14 protein-coding genes are annotated in these 13,770 nt (G+C 62.2%); 7 read left to right on the top strand and 7 right to left on the bottom strand.

The window, feature by feature from the left end; all coding sequences use genetic code 11:
• The first annotated feature begins 2 nt into the window (after positions 1–2).
• Both clpS and HHL09_RS12545 read left to right on the top strand, forming a co-directional pair.
• Complete coding sequence (gene clpS / locus HHL09_RS12550) at positions 3–278, top strand: ATP-dependent Clp protease adapter ClpS (protein WP_169454979.1); 276 nt, start codon at positions 3–5, stop codon at positions 276–278.
• Positions 275–733 carry a DUF2017 family protein gene (locus tag HHL09_RS12545; RefSeq protein ID WP_169454978.1) on the top strand — a complete coding sequence of 153 codons (459 nt, stop codon included), beginning with the start codon at positions 275–277 and terminating at the stop codon, positions 731–733. Before clpS ends, HHL09_RS12545 begins: the two co-directional genes overlap by 4 nt.
• Before the next feature lie 34 nt (positions 734–767).
• Here the strand turns inward: HHL09_RS12545 and HHL09_RS12540 are convergent, their stop codons facing one another.
• From HHL09_RS12540 to HHL09_RS12525, 4 genes are read right to left on the bottom strand one after another with little or no spacing between them, the layout of a single operon-like run.
• The gene (locus tag HHL09_RS12540) at positions 768–1,715 is read right to left on the bottom strand and encodes a glycosyltransferase family 9 protein (RefSeq protein ID WP_169454977.1); all 948 of its coding nucleotides are present in this window, start codon (positions 1,713–1,715) and stop codon (positions 768–770) included.
• A gap of 49 nt (positions 1,716–1,764) precedes the next feature.
• Positions 1,765–2,847: a hypothetical protein gene (locus HHL09_RS12535; protein WP_169454976.1), complete on the bottom strand. Its 1,083-nt coding sequence runs from the start codon at positions 2,845–2,847 to the stop codon at positions 1,765–1,767.
• A 60-nt stretch (positions 2,848–2,907) separates the two neighbouring features.
• On the bottom strand, positions 2,908–3,807 hold the full coding sequence (locus HHL09_RS12530; RefSeq protein ID WP_169454975.1) for a hypothetical protein: 900 nt from the start codon (positions 3,805–3,807) through the stop codon (positions 2,908–2,910).
• Complete coding sequence (locus tag HHL09_RS12525; RefSeq protein WP_169454974.1) at positions 3,804–4,355, bottom strand: DOMON domain-containing protein; 552 nt, start codon at positions 4,353–4,355, stop codon at positions 3,804–3,806. The genes HHL09_RS12530 and HHL09_RS12525 overlap by 4 nt, the downstream gene beginning before the upstream one ends.
• A 168-nt stretch (positions 4,356–4,523) precedes the next feature.
• Between HHL09_RS12525 and HHL09_RS12520 the strand changes: the two genes are divergently transcribed.
• The 3 genes from HHL09_RS12520 (at position 4,524) to HHL09_RS12510 (ending at position 8,158) form a co-directional block, all read left to right on the top strand.
• A complete protein-coding gene (locus HHL09_RS12520) occupies positions 4,524–5,333 on the top strand; it encodes a DUF1287 domain-containing protein (protein ID WP_169454973.1) in 810 nt (269 codons plus the stop codon).
• Between the two features lie 21 nt (positions 5,334–5,354).
• Positions 5,355–6,185 carry a sialate O-acetylesterase gene (locus tag HHL09_RS12515; RefSeq protein ID WP_169454972.1) on the top strand — a complete coding sequence of 277 codons (831 nt, stop codon included), beginning with the start codon at positions 5,355–5,357 and terminating at the stop codon, positions 6,183–6,185.
• Between the two features lie 134 nt (positions 6,186–6,319).
• Entirely contained in the window at positions 6,320–8,158 is a 1,839-nt protein-coding gene (locus HHL09_RS12510; RefSeq protein ID WP_169454971.1) for a PA14 domain-containing protein, read from the top strand.
• A gap of 40 nt (positions 8,159–8,198) precedes the next feature.
• On the opposite strand, the gene HHL09_RS12505 is transcribed toward HHL09_RS12510, so the two are convergent.
• From HHL09_RS12505 to HHL09_RS12495, 3 genes are all read right to left on the bottom strand, one after another.
• Entirely contained in the window at positions 8,199–8,456 is a 258-nt protein-coding gene (locus HHL09_RS12505; protein ID WP_169454970.1) for a hypothetical protein, read from the bottom strand.
• Positions 8,457–8,580: 124 nt separating this feature from the next.
• Entirely contained in the window at positions 8,581–8,970 is a 390-nt protein-coding gene (locus tag HHL09_RS12500; RefSeq protein WP_169454969.1) for a hypothetical protein, read from the bottom strand.
• 5 nt (positions 8,971–8,975) lie between these two features.
• The gene (locus tag HHL09_RS12495; protein ID WP_169454968.1) at positions 8,976–9,302 is read right to left on the bottom strand and encodes a low molecular weight protein tyrosine phosphatase family protein; all 327 of its coding nucleotides are present in this window, start codon (positions 9,300–9,302) and stop codon (positions 8,976–8,978) included.
• Between the two features lie 97 nt (positions 9,303–9,399).
• Here HHL09_RS12495 and HHL09_RS12490 point away from each other — a divergent pair, with 97 nt between their 5' ends.
• Positions 9,400–10,668 carry a hypothetical protein gene (locus tag HHL09_RS12490; RefSeq protein WP_169454967.1) on the top strand — a complete coding sequence of 423 codons (1,269 nt, stop codon included), beginning with the start codon at positions 9,400–9,402 and terminating at the stop codon, positions 10,666–10,668.
• Between the two features lie 120 nt (positions 10,669–10,788).
• A complete protein-coding gene (gene alaS / locus HHL09_RS12485; RefSeq protein WP_169454966.1) occupies positions 10,789–13,611 on the top strand; it encodes an alanine--tRNA ligase in 2,823 nt (940 codons plus the stop codon).
• Positions 13,612–13,770: the final 159 nt, after the last annotated feature.

Here is a 13,770-nt window from a genome sequence, read left to right as displayed (position 1 = left end):
TCATGTCCGATACCCTCACCCAGACCGTTGAAGACGTCTCGCTGGACGTTCCATGGAACGTCATCGTCCATGATGACCCGGTGAACCTGATGGGCTACGTCACCCTCGTCCTCATGAAGATCTTCGGCTATCCGGAGAACCGGGCTTCGGTACTGATGATGGAAGTCCACAAGCGCGGGCGCTCGGTTGTCTGGACGGGAGAGCGGGAGAAGGCGGAGTTCTATACCCAGCAGCTCCAGGCCCATCAGCTGAAGACCTCGATGGAGAAGACCGAATGAAGGTGGCGCCTACCTTGCAAGGCGGTCTCCGCATCGACGTCGAGAACGCGCTCGATTGGATGGTGCTACGCTGCATCTCATACGACGCCCGCGGTGGGGGACTTGACCTCGCCGACCGCGTCTCCTCCAAGATGGCAGGAGACGACAGCATGGATGATTGGGAGGAATTCGTGATTCCTGAACTCCGCGAGGAATTCAACTCCCAGCTCGATGTTATCGAAGCTGCGATTGCCCACGCTGGAGATGGAGAGGGCCCCGGCGAGGTGTTTATCACCCGGGATGATTCGGAGCCTTGGTACGGCGGCCTGAATCAGGCACGGCTTGCCTTGGAAGAGCGCTATGGTTTTTCCCGTGAAGAACCCGGAGAAATGACTCCTGGAAAGCGTTCCGCATGGTTCCGCTCGCAGTTCTACCTCCACGTCCAGAGCCTCCTGCTCGACTACGTGCTAAAGTGAGGAATGCGGTGTAGCGGTGTGGATAAGCCTTTTCCTACTTTCCCATCCCCTCCAGCACTCTCAGGACCTCGGTTACCTCCAGCTCCTTCTGGCAACGCAGGTCCATCACGCACTTGTTCGCGAAGCAAGGCGAACACTCCACTTTCCTTCTCGCGATTCCGTGTTGCCGGCCCAGCGGCCTCATCCACTCCGGTTCACCGGGCCCGAAAAGTACGAGACACATCGTACCCACATGCGCGGCCAGATGCGGCACGCTGCCTTCCGCCGCGATGCACAGGCCATGCGCGGACAATTCCTCCAAGGCCGGCAGCTCCAGGCGGACGCTATCAGACCCCTCCAGAGCGGCCGCCAGCTTCTGCCCGTGCGCCCCGGCGATTCCCACGCGCACCAGCTTGCCGCTTTCCACGATCGTCTTTCCCAGGTCCACCCAGCGCTCCAGAGGCCACTCGTAGTGGCTGCCGAAATCCGAATCCGGCACCAGCAAGACGCGGTCTGGATCCTGCGGGACGCCAATCGACGCCGGAGCGAAGTTCTCCGCCACCATGGTCTCCGCTCCCAGCTTTGCTGCGATCCCCAAGTAGAACTGCACGCGATGCCGGATCGGACCGGGGCTTTCCACGATGGTGATCCGTTCTGTCAGCCGCTTCTCCAGCCCCTTCGCAGGCGGGCCGAGCCGCCGTGGAATTCCAGCCTTGGCCACCGCCTCCGCTGCATCCCCCGCTTCCCAAGCCAGGGCCGTCCCCGATTTTTCCAACAGGGCCGTGATTCCCCGGACCGATGTCTTCTCGGAATAACCCGTCACCTTGGTGAAGCCGCTCGCTTCCCAGAGATGAATTTGGGCCTGCGGACATAACACCCGGAGATCCAAGCCCATCCGCTTCAAGGCGCGCATCGCCGGGATGGACAGGCAAGCTTCCCGCCAAGCCGCCGGAGCGGCGACGAGGAGCGGTTCGCCGGGTTGGATCAGCGGGGCTTCGGACATGTGTGGCGGAGCCTACGCGTGGCAGGCCCCGGCGGGCAAGTCATGCCCTTCACTCCCCCTCCCGTTCGAGTTCTTCCAACAACTCCCCGGCGCGTTTCGGCTCAAGCAGGAGCATCATCTTCAACTGGGTTGGATGCAGCGTCTTCGCCAAATCCAGCAGCTTGCCTTCATCGGGGATCTTCTGACCCTCCGCGAAGGGAAATACCGCGCTCGCATCGCGCTTCTCCTGGCCGAAAACTTCCTCATAGGACAGCTCCTCCGTTGTCACCAGATGAAGCGGCTTCAGGTCCAGCCAGGACGGCGCATCCTCGGCCGCGCCCGAGCCGATCACCGCCAGTTGCTTGTCCTTCACCTCATCGTAGCGGGTGATTCCCAGCTGCTCGGTGCTCAGTTGGCAAAGACGCCACGGAGCATAGCGATCGTCACTGAGCCACTGGGGCGCATACAAGAGACCGTTATAGGGCGCGTCTCTTGTGGTTGCATAAATGCTGTCCCGTGTGGATTGCCGCGATTTCTCAAAGCTTTCCCAATCCTCCTGAAAAGCCTCCGAGCTTGTCTTCTTCAGCGTGTGACGCTGCATGTCGTCGAGCCGCAAGGCATCGGCCAGGGCGGAGCGATACCACGCCCGCTGCCGTCCACCCAAAAGGCCGGCCAGCTTCTCCAGCCGGTCGGAGCTCTCCGCGCTCGCAGGAGCCCACGCCGGGCCACTGGCTGTTAGCGATTGCATGGTCTCCAACAGGCTGCCTGGTCCGTCATCCAGACCCTCTCCCCGGAAATCTTCGGCAATCCAGCGCACCTCCAGCGAGTTCAGGCCCTTCTTGCACCTCGCCACATAGTCTTCGCTCAGATCCTTCCCTTGCAGGGCCGCCGCGATGGCCGAGCGATCGCGCACTTTCGTCGCCTTCATGGTGGCCGGGGCCTTCGCGATGCCGAAGCCGATCTTCCCTTCCGTAGCCTGTGGAACCATCCAGATTGCGAGGATCGAGAGGATCACCGCTAGAATGAGCCACACCGGATTCCCGCGCTTTCGTGGAGGCGGTTCCGGCTCCCGGAACTCCTCGAGCAGCGCTTCAAGGTCGACCTCTTCCTCCTCAGTGGCGCTCTCCGTGTCTGGATCTTGCGGTTCGGACACCTGTGGAGTGTAACCGATAAAAGGGGCCGGGGGCAAGCTCCCCTGAAATTTTCCCGAACTTCAACGGTGCTTGAGCTCGTAGTCCACCTTTTCCAGCGTCTCCGGAAAGAGCATCAGCAGGGTCCGTAGCTGGGCCGGATGAAGGGAGCCCAGCTCTCCGATCTGCGAATACCCCTCATGCACGAAACTCTGGCGGGGGTGCAGCGGAAAGATCACGCCGGCATCGCCGAATCTTACCGGTGCCGCCTCTTTCGGGAAGGCCGTGGTGCCGCCACTTCCCGGAGCTTTGCCCGAGCGGATCCACAGGTTGAACCACGGGGATGGATCATCGCCCGTTTCTTCATTCGACTTCCGCTCCACCTGTAGCCAGTCGTGCCACGTGATGCCCAACTGGTCCTTGGTCAGCTCGCACAGTTCCCACGGCGCATAGGCATCATCCTTCAGCCAGCTCTGTGCCGCGTAGAAGCGTCGCTCCACTCCGAGCAGGCCCCCTGCGCCTTCCTCCTTTGCCTTCAGGAGTTCGTTCTGTTTGGCAAGGGCCTCTTGGAAAAGCGCGTCCAGCCGGGCCTTTGCCGCAGCTTCTTGGTCGGGACTCAGGTCCAGACCTTCCACGAGCGTCCGCAGATACCAATCATGGAAACGGCGCCGCTGCTCCGCCCCTTCTTCCATGCTGCCGGGATGGCCATCACCGACCAGGACCTTGTCCTGAAACTCTGCGATAATCTTCCGAACCTCCTCCTCGCTTAGGCCTTGCACGCAGCGCGCGGTGTAGCGGGAAACAGGCCCGCCTCGTTCACGCGGTTTGTCCCGTTGTGCTCTCGCGTCGCGCGGTAGCCCTGCTCCCGCCGCTTTCGTTGCTTTCTGCGGCTCGGGCTCCTTGGTTGTCCGGAGAGCACCTAGCAGAGCCAGCAGCAGCAGCGCCGTGCCCAGCCCTAACAGGTGCTGCCGGGAAAATTTCATGCATCAGCGAAGGTCACGGGCGTGAACTTGTCCGGACGGTGGAAGTCCGGCTCCCCTCCGCCCAGGTTCACCGCGCTGACGAAGCGCTGCTGGGGTGAGCCCAGGATGAAAGTTACATTCATCCGCGTATCATTCCCGAAATCGAGCCGTGCTTCAAGAAGGTCGCGTGGAATCGACATGGCCGCCACCCAGCCCCCGTTCGGAGCCAACTCGGCGAAGGTCGCCACCTCCGGGAAGACGATGTCCGTCTCCTCCGCCCGAATCCGTGGCGCGGTAAATTCGCAACTCCACCACGCTCCGTTCGGCGCCAGATTGAACTCAAAGTACCGACCGCTTGTCGGATGACTTAAGAAAAGCTCCGCCACATCGTGTTTCCACAGCTCCGGCGTGAAGCGTCCGGGACGGGCAGCGGGATGGAGCTTCGCCGCTTTTCCATGGGACGCGATGAACCACAAGCTGCGGGAATCTACGGCAACGCAAAACGCGGCTTGCGGTGCGATCTCAGTTTCATACCAATCCTTACCGATACCAAAAAGCGGTACGTCCATCTCCCCCCACACCAAAGGTTTTGCGCTGCGGATCACCGTCATCGTGGAAACCCCTAAGAGCCAACCGCCGGAGGGTCGAGAATAGGATTTCTGGAAAAAATTGCTGCGGAGCCGCGAAAAATGTCGCATTCAAGGTCCGCTTTTGGTTTACTTTTCTTAATCGTAACAATGGCTAAACGCCCTAAAAGCCATCATCTCGGTACAATCGAGTATATCGGACCTCGCCCGCAGGCAAAGAAGCCGCAGCGGAAGCCGAATTTTCTCGGGGGATGGGTTGTCCTTTTGATTGCGGCTGCCGCCGCGTGGCATTTCGGGAAGCCTCTGATTCCCTTGGTTCGTGCCCAGCAGGCAGTGGCTTCCGTTGAAAGCGCCGATGTGCTGATCAACCAGCTTGCCGGCTCTGTCAACTTCGGCGAGCGCTTGGCCGCTGCCGCCCTGCAACGCTCCAAAGTACCAAGCGTTTACGACAAGTCCTATTACAAGATCGCGTACCCGAACGGTGACGTTCCCACCACCCCGGACAACCGTTCCCGGGGCATGGCGGAGGACCTGATCGTCCGTAGCTACCGCTTCTTGGGCATCGATCTCCAAGTGCTCGTCCACGAGGACATCTCGAAGAATTTCTCCAGCTACCCGCGCCTCTGGGATTCTCGCGAGCCGGATTCGAATATCGATCACCGCCGCGTGCAGAACCTGCAGCGCTTCTTCCAGCGCGCGAATGCCGAGGTCTTCGCCGGCCCGGACAAGACCGTCACGCGGAATGCGACTGACTTCAAACCGGGCGACGTGGTCGTCTGGATGCTCGCCAGCGGCGATCTCCACACCGGCATCGTCGTTCCCGGCCCCGGTGAGCGCCACGATGAGAATTGGGTGGTACACGACCTCGGCTCCGGTCCGAAGTGGGAAGTCTTCCCGGATTACCAGATCCAGGGTCACTACCGCTATACCGGCCCCGCCTTGGAAGTTGCCGGTCGCTGAGACTGCGCCGGTCGTACGGACATGAGCGGTCCTTCCCGCTTCCGTCTCCGCTGGTTCCCGCCCGCCACCCGCGGGCCATGGGCCCTGCCAAGCGACCCGCAATTGCTGCGGGTCTTTCTGCTGATGGGGCAATCGAACATGGCAGGGTTCGGCTGTGTGCGCCCGGACGATCCATGGCAGCCCGGTGATCACCATCCCGCACCGGGCGTGCTCGTCCTTGGCGGGCAAAGCACCCTCAAGTCCCCGCGTCCCCGTGGCCGGACCTGCTGGCGCCCCGCCGTGCATCCCCTCCACCTGAATCAAAAGAGCGCTGCCTTCGGACTCGGCCTGCCCTTTGCCCTTCGTCTTTGGCAGGAAATGCCGGATTGCATGATCGGCCTCATCCCCTGTGCGTGGGGAGGAGCGCCCATCGATCACCTAGGCACCGACTCGGCGCTTTATGCGAATGCCGTCCGCCGCGCCCGCTTCGCCGCCCGCAGCGGCACTCTGGCGGGCGTCCTCTGGCATCAGGGGGAGACCGATGCCGACAGTGAGTCCGCCGCTCCCGCCCATGCCGGAAAGCTCTCCGCCCTGATGGCCGGCCTCCGCCGCGATCTCTCCACCCCCCAGCTTCCCTTCCTCATCGGCGACCTCGGCGATTTCGCGGACGAACGCAGGAAGCCCGCTGCCGTCCAGCGCCGGAACATCGTCCGCTCCGGCCTCCGCCGGATCGCTGCCGAGGACCCCCATGCTGCCTTTGTCGAAAGCGCCGGCCTTCCCGGTGTCGATATGGTCCATTTTGGTCGGGATGCCTTGGTGGAGTTCGGAAATCGCTACGCCACGGCCTACCTAGGTTTAGTGCCAGTGATCTGATTCATTGTTTGGAACACGGTTGGAATATCAAATTTCCTTCCCAGCGACTGCCCGCTTGGGATTCACTGGCGGTCCGCCCGCTTCCCGCTCCATGCGGAAAGCCGGGCCCCGCCGAACGGATTTCCCAAGCACCGATGAAACAGCTCCGCTTCCTCTTGCCCTTGGCCCTGTCGCTCTCCCCCTTGGCGAGCGCCGCCCCGCAGTCCCGCTTCACCAACTACCTCTATCAAAACGAGGACTCATGGGTGACCTTCCACGAGGGCAGCTACTACATGTGCAGTTCCGGCCCGGCGGAGCCCACCGCGGTCTACGTCTCGAAGTCCCCCAGCCTGGTGGAGCGTGGCGAGAAGGTGAAGGTCTGGGAAGACGCCGACAACTACCGCCGCGTCTTCGCACCGGAGCTCCACTTCATTCAGGGCAAGTGGTACATCTACTTCTGCGCCGATGTGAAATCCGAGGGCTGGAAGCACATGGCCGTAGTCCTGCAGGCAAACACCGGCAACCCGCTCGATGGCTTCACGAACAAGGGTGTCCTCTTCACCGGCGACCAGCACGGGAATGCGCAGGCAAACGACATCACCGTCGTGACCTTCAATGGCCAGCTCTACGCGTTCTGGGGCTCGCTCGCGGACAAGCACGTCGAGGGCGCCGTCATGGCCCCGATGGAAAGCCCCACCAAGATCACCGCCCATCGCAAGGAGTTCGGCCTCCATGCCGAAGGCCCGCGCGCCATCGTCCGGAATGGCAAGCTGATCATGACCGGCGCGGAGGGTGGCTTCGCTTCGAAGGACTACCGTCTCAGCGCACTCGTCTATTCCCCGGAAGCCGGTCCGATCGATAGCAAGGCTTCTTGGAAGTCCCTCGGCACGCTCTTCAAGACCACCGATGACGTCTGGGGCCCTTCACGCGCCAGTTTCACCGTCTCCGCCGATGGGAAGGAGAATTGGATGATGTATCACTCGAAGATCTTCCCCGCCGACAACAACGGCATGCGGGCCGCGAACATCAAGAAGTTCACCTTCAAGGAAGACGACACCCCGGACTTCGGCACCCCGCCCGGCCCCTCCACGGTCCTCGAAAATCCTTCGGGAGATCCCGGTCTCGGTGAGCTCTACGAAGCAGAGGATTGGCAGCTCGCGGGCGATGCCGTGAAGGCCGCTACCAACAAGAACTTCACCGGCAGCGGCTATGTCGATGGCTTCGCCAAGCAAGGCGCACGCGCCGCCTTCACCGCGGAAGTGCCGGACGCCGGCATCTATCGCGTCATCGTCCGCTATGCCAATGGCGTGAAGGTCGAGGCCGAGCAGCAGTCCTTCCCGAAGATCTATCCCCCTGCCGAAGGATCGCTCACGCTTTATGTCAACGGAGCCAAGACCAAGCGGACCCATTTCCACCGCACCACGAATTGGGATGTCTGGATGTTCCACGGTGATGAGCTGGAGCTAAAGGCCGGAAAGAACGAGATCGCCTATCAGTTCGACGAAGGCGACGCGGGCGAAGTCACCTTGGACTTCGCCGCCGTGGCAAAGAGCGCCACGCCGCGCCATGGCCTCACCGGCAGCTACTACAACAACCGCGATCTCAGCGACCTCAAGCTCACCCGTCTCGATCCGGAGATCTCCTTCAATTGGGGAAATGGTTCGCCGGATCCCTTGATTGCTCCCGATACCTTCTCCTGCCGCTGGGAAGGTTTCATCGAGCCGCTCTACTCGGAGACCTACACCTTCCACTCGAAGTCTGACAACGGCCGTCGCCTCTGGATCGACAAGCAACTCGTCATCGACAAGTGGTTGGATGACTACGACCAGACCTACACCGGCACCATCAAGCTCGAGGCTGGGAAGAAGTATCCCATCACCTTCGAATACTACGAAGAAGGCGGCGGCGCGAATACCCGTCTGGAATGGTCCAGCGATAGCCAGGCTCAGGAGGTCGTTCCCTCCGCCCGCCTCTATCCGGCGGTGAAGAACTGAGGCCTGTCGAAGGGAGGGGAGGCGTCTCGTCCCCCTCTCATCAGTGCTCGAACATCGCCCACAGAATCGCCGCCACGATCGAGAGCTGAAGCACGAGAAAGAGCCGGCAGGCAAAGATCATCCCCTTGTCTGCCCTCTCCTTCGCGACACCGGAGGCCTCTTGCCCATCCACCCAGATCGTCACGCCCATCAGGGCTCCCGGTGTGTATCCCTTGCGATGGCGGACGCAGTAAGGCCGGATCACTAGGAGCCACAGGAAGATCGATCCGAAGAAGGCAAGAAACGGGATGGCGGACATGGGGTTGTGGGATAGAAGCCTTTTGTTTCAGTGCCGTGGCCACACCGGTTTCTCCGCAGTTTCCCAAGCTCCCGCCGGTGTTTCAAGAACCCTCTTGGAAGAGCCCTTCCCATCAGCGAATGGCTCAATCCCTTGCCGGGTCAGCTTCTGACTTTGCCTTCCGCATGGCGTCTAACAAAATGGAGAGATCCCGCCCGTGGTGTGGGTAGGTTTGGAATTTTCCTGCCTTCGGGCGCACGGAGTCCTTGAGAATCTCCGGCGTCGCGAGGATGCGCTCCGCAGTCAGCGAATAGTCGATCCAGACATCTGTCGGCACCTCCTTTCGGAAAGCCGCTGCCGAAGACGGCCACTCGCCATCGTGTCCGGCCACATAGGTTGTTAGATCGCGAATGACTTCCGCCGTGGCGTACTCCGCTTTCATGTTCCCGATCTTGGGTCCGATAAGCCATAGGCACGCGAGCACCGCCACCACGACAGCGAGGAGCAAGATCTGCAGACACTTCCGGATCCTCATGAGCTTCACGACAGGAACGGCCCGCACTTCGATTTCAGCAGCTCGACCAAGGCAGGTTCCATGAACTGATAGTCGTCCGGGATGTCGAGCACCGCCACCTTCTTTCCTCCCAGCAGCTTCCCGAAACCTTTCTTCAGCCGCTGCTGGTGGACCCGCTCCATCACCAGGATGATGTCGGCCCACTCCACTTGCTCCGCGGTGAGCCTCAGCTCCGCGTCCGGAGCCAAGCCCGCCGAGTCCGTCTCGATCCCCGGATAGCCGGCAAACACCGCCTCCGCCGTCGGGCTGCGCAGGCGGTTTCGGGAGCAGAGGAAAAGCAGACGTTTGCTCATGCGGCGGAGAAGTCCCGGCAGCCCACGCTTTCCCGGCGCATCCGTCGAGCAGCCTTTCCGCCTCGACCTTCCCCATGACTTCAGCCTATCTGAAAGCATGAAACCCCGGCACACGCGCTGGCTTGGCGTGGGTCTGCTCGTCATCGCGGCAGGCCTCACGATCTGGCGTCCGGGGCGCGGCAGTCCACAAGCCTCAGCCGCGGTTGAGTCCGCCCGAGCCGCCAAGTCCCACCTGCGTGGCCCCGATCTCGGCACCCGCTCGGAGCGTATGGAAAGGCTCCGGCTCGTCTGGGCCTCCGTCAGCGGCGGACAGGCAGATACCGATCTGTCGCGGCTCGCGCGCGAGCTGATCCTCTCTCTCCCGGCCTCCGTGCTGAAGGAGCTCCTCGTCGAATTCGTCACCACCGGGGCCGAAACCGGCGATCCGGATTGGCTCCAGCTCATGGCCCGCCGGATCGGGGATCTGGAGACGGAGCGCGGCCTCGATTGGTTGGTCGAGCAAGCCACCGCTACCGGGGAAGAATCGTCGGCTTTCCACTATCTCATCCGGGACGGCCTGCTCGGTTGGTCCGATAGCGATCCCGTTGGCGTCCTCGGCGCTTACTTCGACATGCGGAAGTCGAACCGCTTTGGAATGAACGAGCGCTACGACGAGGGCGGCGGTGCCAAGGGTATCGGCGCGCAGATTGTGGCGAAGGCCTCGAAACAATCGCCCGGCGAGACCTGGGAAATCCTCCGCACCTGGCAGGGGAAGAAGCTCGCCGCTGCTTTCTTCGAGGGCGTCGATCCCGCTCAAGCGAAGTACTTTGCCAGCCGGGCGAGCGAGCTTTTCTACGATTTCGCCCAGCCCGGCCTCGAGCACATCGGCGGCAGTTCCGAAGACTGGGAGTTCAAGGGAGCACTGCTCGAGTCCTCGGCAGGAGCCGTCTTCGCCGCGGACCGGGAGCAAGGCGTCGCCATGTATGAAAAGGTCTGGCCGACGCTCGGCAGCGATCACGACGGCGTGGATGGAGCGAAGCGGGATGCCAAGCTCGGTCGGCGTTTCTTTCTCGAAAGCCGCCAGCAAGCCCTCGCGTGGATCGATGGCCACGAACCGGCGGCCAAGCAGGTTCTGGTCGGGGAACTGGCCTACGGGATCCTCAGCAACCCTCAGCTGGACGAAAGAGGCTACGAAGGGATCGAATCGCTGAAAGAACGCCTCGGAACTCCGGAGCAGCAGCACCGCTGGTTGGAAAAGCTCCGCTGGGAGCTCGCCGCCCGCGGCGCCGGGCCCAGGCGGGATCACATCGTGGATCAGCTCGCCGAGACCCTTCAGCTCAGCTCCGCGGAGCGCTCCCTGCTGGTGGAGCCGACGGACTTCGAATGAGGGATCGCCCGTTTTCCGCGGCATTCTGCCCGGTCCTGGCTGGCGGCTCCGCCTCTTTCCAAGGCTTTACTCGCCGCGGGCTTTCGCCCACCTTCGCCGCCCTTTCCGCCTCAACGACCCATGACCGCAGCCGAGATTCGCCAGAGCTTCCTCGATTTCTTCCGTGAGAAGCAGCACACCATCGTGCCTTCCGCCTCCCTGCTGCCGCAGTCGCCGGGTCTGCTTTTCACGAATGCGGGGATGAATCCCTTCGTCCCCTACTTCCTCGGCGTCGAAAAGGCTCCCTATGATCCGCCGCGCGCCGTGGACACGCAGAAGTGCATCCGCGCCGGTGGTAAGCACAACGACCTCGAGGATGTCGGCTACGATACCTACCACCACACCTTCTTCGAGATGCTGGGGAATTGGTCCTTCGGCAACTACTTCAAGAAGGAAGCCATTCAGTGGGCATGGGAACTCGTTGTCGAGCGCTGGGGCCTTCCCGCCCATCGCCTGCACGCTTCCGTCTACGCCCCCAAGGCGGGCGATCCGGGTGAGTTCGACCAGGAGTCATGGGACATCTGGGCAGAGCTGTTCCTTTCCAAGGGCTGCGATCCGAACGTCCAGATCGTGAATGGCAACGTGAAGGACAATTTCTGGATGATGGGCGAGACCGGCCCCTGCGGTCCTTGCTCGGAGCTCCACGTGAACCTCACCCCTGCCGGCGATCCGATGGAGGGCCGCCTGCTCGTGAACAACGATTCCGACCTCTGCATCGAGATCTGGAACCTCGTGTTCATCCAATACAATGCCGAGGCCGATGGCTCCTTCCGCGAGCTGCCTGCGAAGCACATCGATACCGGCATGGGCTTCGAGCGCGCCTGCTCGATCATCCAGGGCACGAAGGGCTTCACCGACTTCTCCCAGAAGCCCAGCAACTACGCCACCGACGTCTTCATGCCGATCTTCCGCAAGATCGAGGAGCTCAGCGGAAAGGCCTACGTGAATGTCTATCCGGCGCTTGGTGCCGATCGCTCTGTCTTCGATGAGGAGATGAAGACCGCGATCGCCTTCCGCGTGATTGCCGATCACCTCCGCACGCTCTCGTTCTCCATCGCCGATGGCATCATGCCCGGCAACAACGGGCGGAACTACGTTCTGCGCCGCATCTTGCGCCGCGCGGTCCGCTATGGCCGCCAGCTTGGCTTCTCCGGTGAAAAACCCTTCTTCGGCGCTCTGGTGGAAACCTTGGTCGCGGAGATGGGCGATGCTTTCCCGGAGCTGAAGAACCGCCAGGACACCGTCCGCGCGACGCTTGAGCAGGAAGAAGCGAGCTTCAACCAGACCCTGGATCGCGGCTTGAAGCGTTTCGAAGATGCGCTTCCGGACGTGAAGGATAACACCCTTTCCGGTGACGACGCCTTCGAGCTCTACGATACCTACGGCTTCCCGGTGGACCTCACCGAGCTGCTTTGTGCAGAGCGCGGTCTCAAGATCGACACCGCCCGTTTTGAAGCGCTCATGGAGGAGCAACGCGAACGCGCACGCGCCGCACAGAAGAGCACCGTGGTTCGCGCGCTCGATATCTCCACGGACGCCGTCACCAGCTTCACCGGCTTCGACGCCGATGAAGCGGAAGCCACCGTGCTTGAGGTTCATCCTCAGGAAGACGCGCTCTTCGTCATCACCGATGCCACGCCCTTCTACGCGGAGATGGGCGGCCAGGCTGGAGATACGGGGACTCTGGTATTTGGTGACCAAGAGATCGCCATCACCGGTGTCCAGCAGGTCGGAAAGGCCCGCGCGCACATTGTCGATAACTCCACTTCCGTGAAGCCCGGCGACAAGGTCACGCTGAAGCTCGATGCCGTTCGCCGTCGCCCGATCGAAGCACACCATACCGCGACCCACCTTCTCCACTGGGCTCTCCACGAGGTCGTGTCGAAAGACGCCGCACAGCAGGGCTCGTCTGTCGATGAGAACCGCCTGCGCTTCGACTTCAACAGCGGGGCCGTCACTCCCGAGCAGATCGAGACGATGGAGGAAAAGGTGAATGCGGCCATCAAGGCCAACGACGCCGTTTCCTGGAAGGAAGTCCAGCACGCCTCCATCAAGGGCCGTCCGGATATCATGCAGTTCTTCGGGGACAAGTACGGCGAGTTCGTCCGCGTTGTCCAGATCGGCGGCGGCCGTGGCGACCTGACCGGCTACTCGATGGAGCTTTGCGGCGGCACTCACGTCCGCAACACCGGAGAGATCGGCCTCTTCAAGATCAAGAGCGAGGGCGCGATCGCTTCCGGGGTCCGCCGTATCGAAGCCGTCTGCGGCGAAAATGCATGGGCCTACCTCAATGAAGCCGTCGAGAAGTGGGACAGCGATCTCAAGGCCGCGCGCGAAAAGCTGAAGGCTGCCAATGAGAAGCTCGCCTCCATCGGCGAAGCCCCGGTGTCCGTGAATGACTTCCCGCACATCATGGGAGCCATGCTCGTCGAACGTGCCGACATCGCGGAGCTCAATGCGACCTTCAACCACGGCGCGCGCACCTTGGAAGAAACCAAGGAAGCTGCCGTCGAAGCCGAGAAGCGCTTCAAGAAGCTGCAAGCCGGTGCTGCTGCCAAGCAGGCCGATGCCGCCTTGGCCGAACTCATCGCTGCGGGCGGAGCCATCGTGGCCACCTTCGAGGCGGATGCATCCCTTCTCCAGGAGCTGCTCAATGGCATGAAGAAGCAGGGCTTTACCGGTGCCGGCTTCGTCATCGTCGATGACGGAGACAAGCTGCACCTCGGTGCCTACTGCGGCGATGCCGCCCAAGCCGCAGGCCACAAGGCCGGCGATATCCTCCGCGACCTCGCTGCTATCGCTGGTGGCAAGGGCGGCGGTAAAGCCGACCAAGCCCGCGGTGCTGCGCCCGACCGCAGCAAGCTCGCCGAAATCGAAGCCGCCGCCAAAGCGAAGCTCGCCTAAGCCAGCTCATCCTACCTTGACCCAGCCGCACCCGCCCCACGCGGGGGTGCGGCCTCGGTCTCCTGGGAGAAACCTCCGGGACCGCGGATCTCCAGATTCGCTTGGACAGTCACGCCTTGGACTGCGAGGCCACCCGGGAGCCTCCGTGGGGCGACAGGG

It is taken from the genome of Luteolibacter luteus (assembly GCF_012913485.1).
Lineage (GTDB): Bacteria > Verrucomicrobiota > Verrucomicrobiia > Verrucomicrobiales > Akkermansiaceae > Haloferula > Haloferula lutea.
This window is presented reverse-complemented; position numbering and strand designations above follow the sequence as displayed.

Coding starts and splice junctions, on each gene's coding strand:
- alaS (WP_169454966.1), top strand. CDS start 10,789: ATGACCGCAGCCGAGATTCGCCAGAGCTTCCTCGATTTCTTCCGTGAG.
- HHL09_RS12540 (WP_169454977.1), bottom strand. CDS start 1,715: ATGTCCGAAGCCCCGCTGATCCAACCCGGCGAACCGCTCCTCGTCGCC.
- HHL09_RS12530 (WP_169454975.1), bottom strand. CDS start 3,807: ATGAAATTTTCCCGGCAGCACCTGTTAGGGCTGGGCACGGCGCTGCTG.
- HHL09_RS12525 (WP_169454974.1), bottom strand. CDS start 4,355: ATGGACGTACCGCTTTTTGGTATCGGTAAGGATTGGTATGAAACTGAG.
- HHL09_RS12520 (WP_169454973.1), top strand. CDS start 4,524: ATGGCTAAACGCCCTAAAAGCCATCATCTCGGTACAATCGAGTATATC.
- HHL09_RS12490 (WP_169454967.1), top strand. CDS start 9,400: ATGAAACCCCGGCACACGCGCTGGCTTGGCGTGGGTCTGCTCGTCATC.
- HHL09_RS12510 (WP_169454971.1), top strand. CDS start 6,320: ATGAAACAGCTCCGCTTCCTCTTGCCCTTGGCCCTGTCGCTCTCCCCC.
- HHL09_RS12545 (WP_169454978.1), top strand. CDS start 275: ATGAAGGTGGCGCCTACCTTGCAAGGCGGTCTCCGCATCGACGTCGAG.
- HHL09_RS12515 (WP_169454972.1), top strand. CDS start 5,355: ATGAGCGGTCCTTCCCGCTTCCGTCTCCGCTGGTTCCCGCCCGCCACC.
- HHL09_RS12495 (WP_169454968.1), bottom strand. CDS start 9,302: ATGAGCAAACGTCTGCTTTTCCTCTGCTCCCGAAACCGCCTGCGCAGC.
- clpS (WP_169454979.1), top strand. CDS start 3: ATGTCCGATACCCTCACCCAGACCGTTGAAGACGTCTCGCTGGACGTT.
- HHL09_RS12500 (WP_169454969.1), bottom strand. CDS start 8,970: ATGAGGATCCGGAAGTGTCTGCAGATCTTGCTCCTCGCTGTCGTGGTG.
- HHL09_RS12505 (WP_169454970.1), bottom strand. CDS start 8,456: ATGTCCGCCATCCCGTTTCTTGCCTTCTTCGGATCGATCTTCCTGTGG.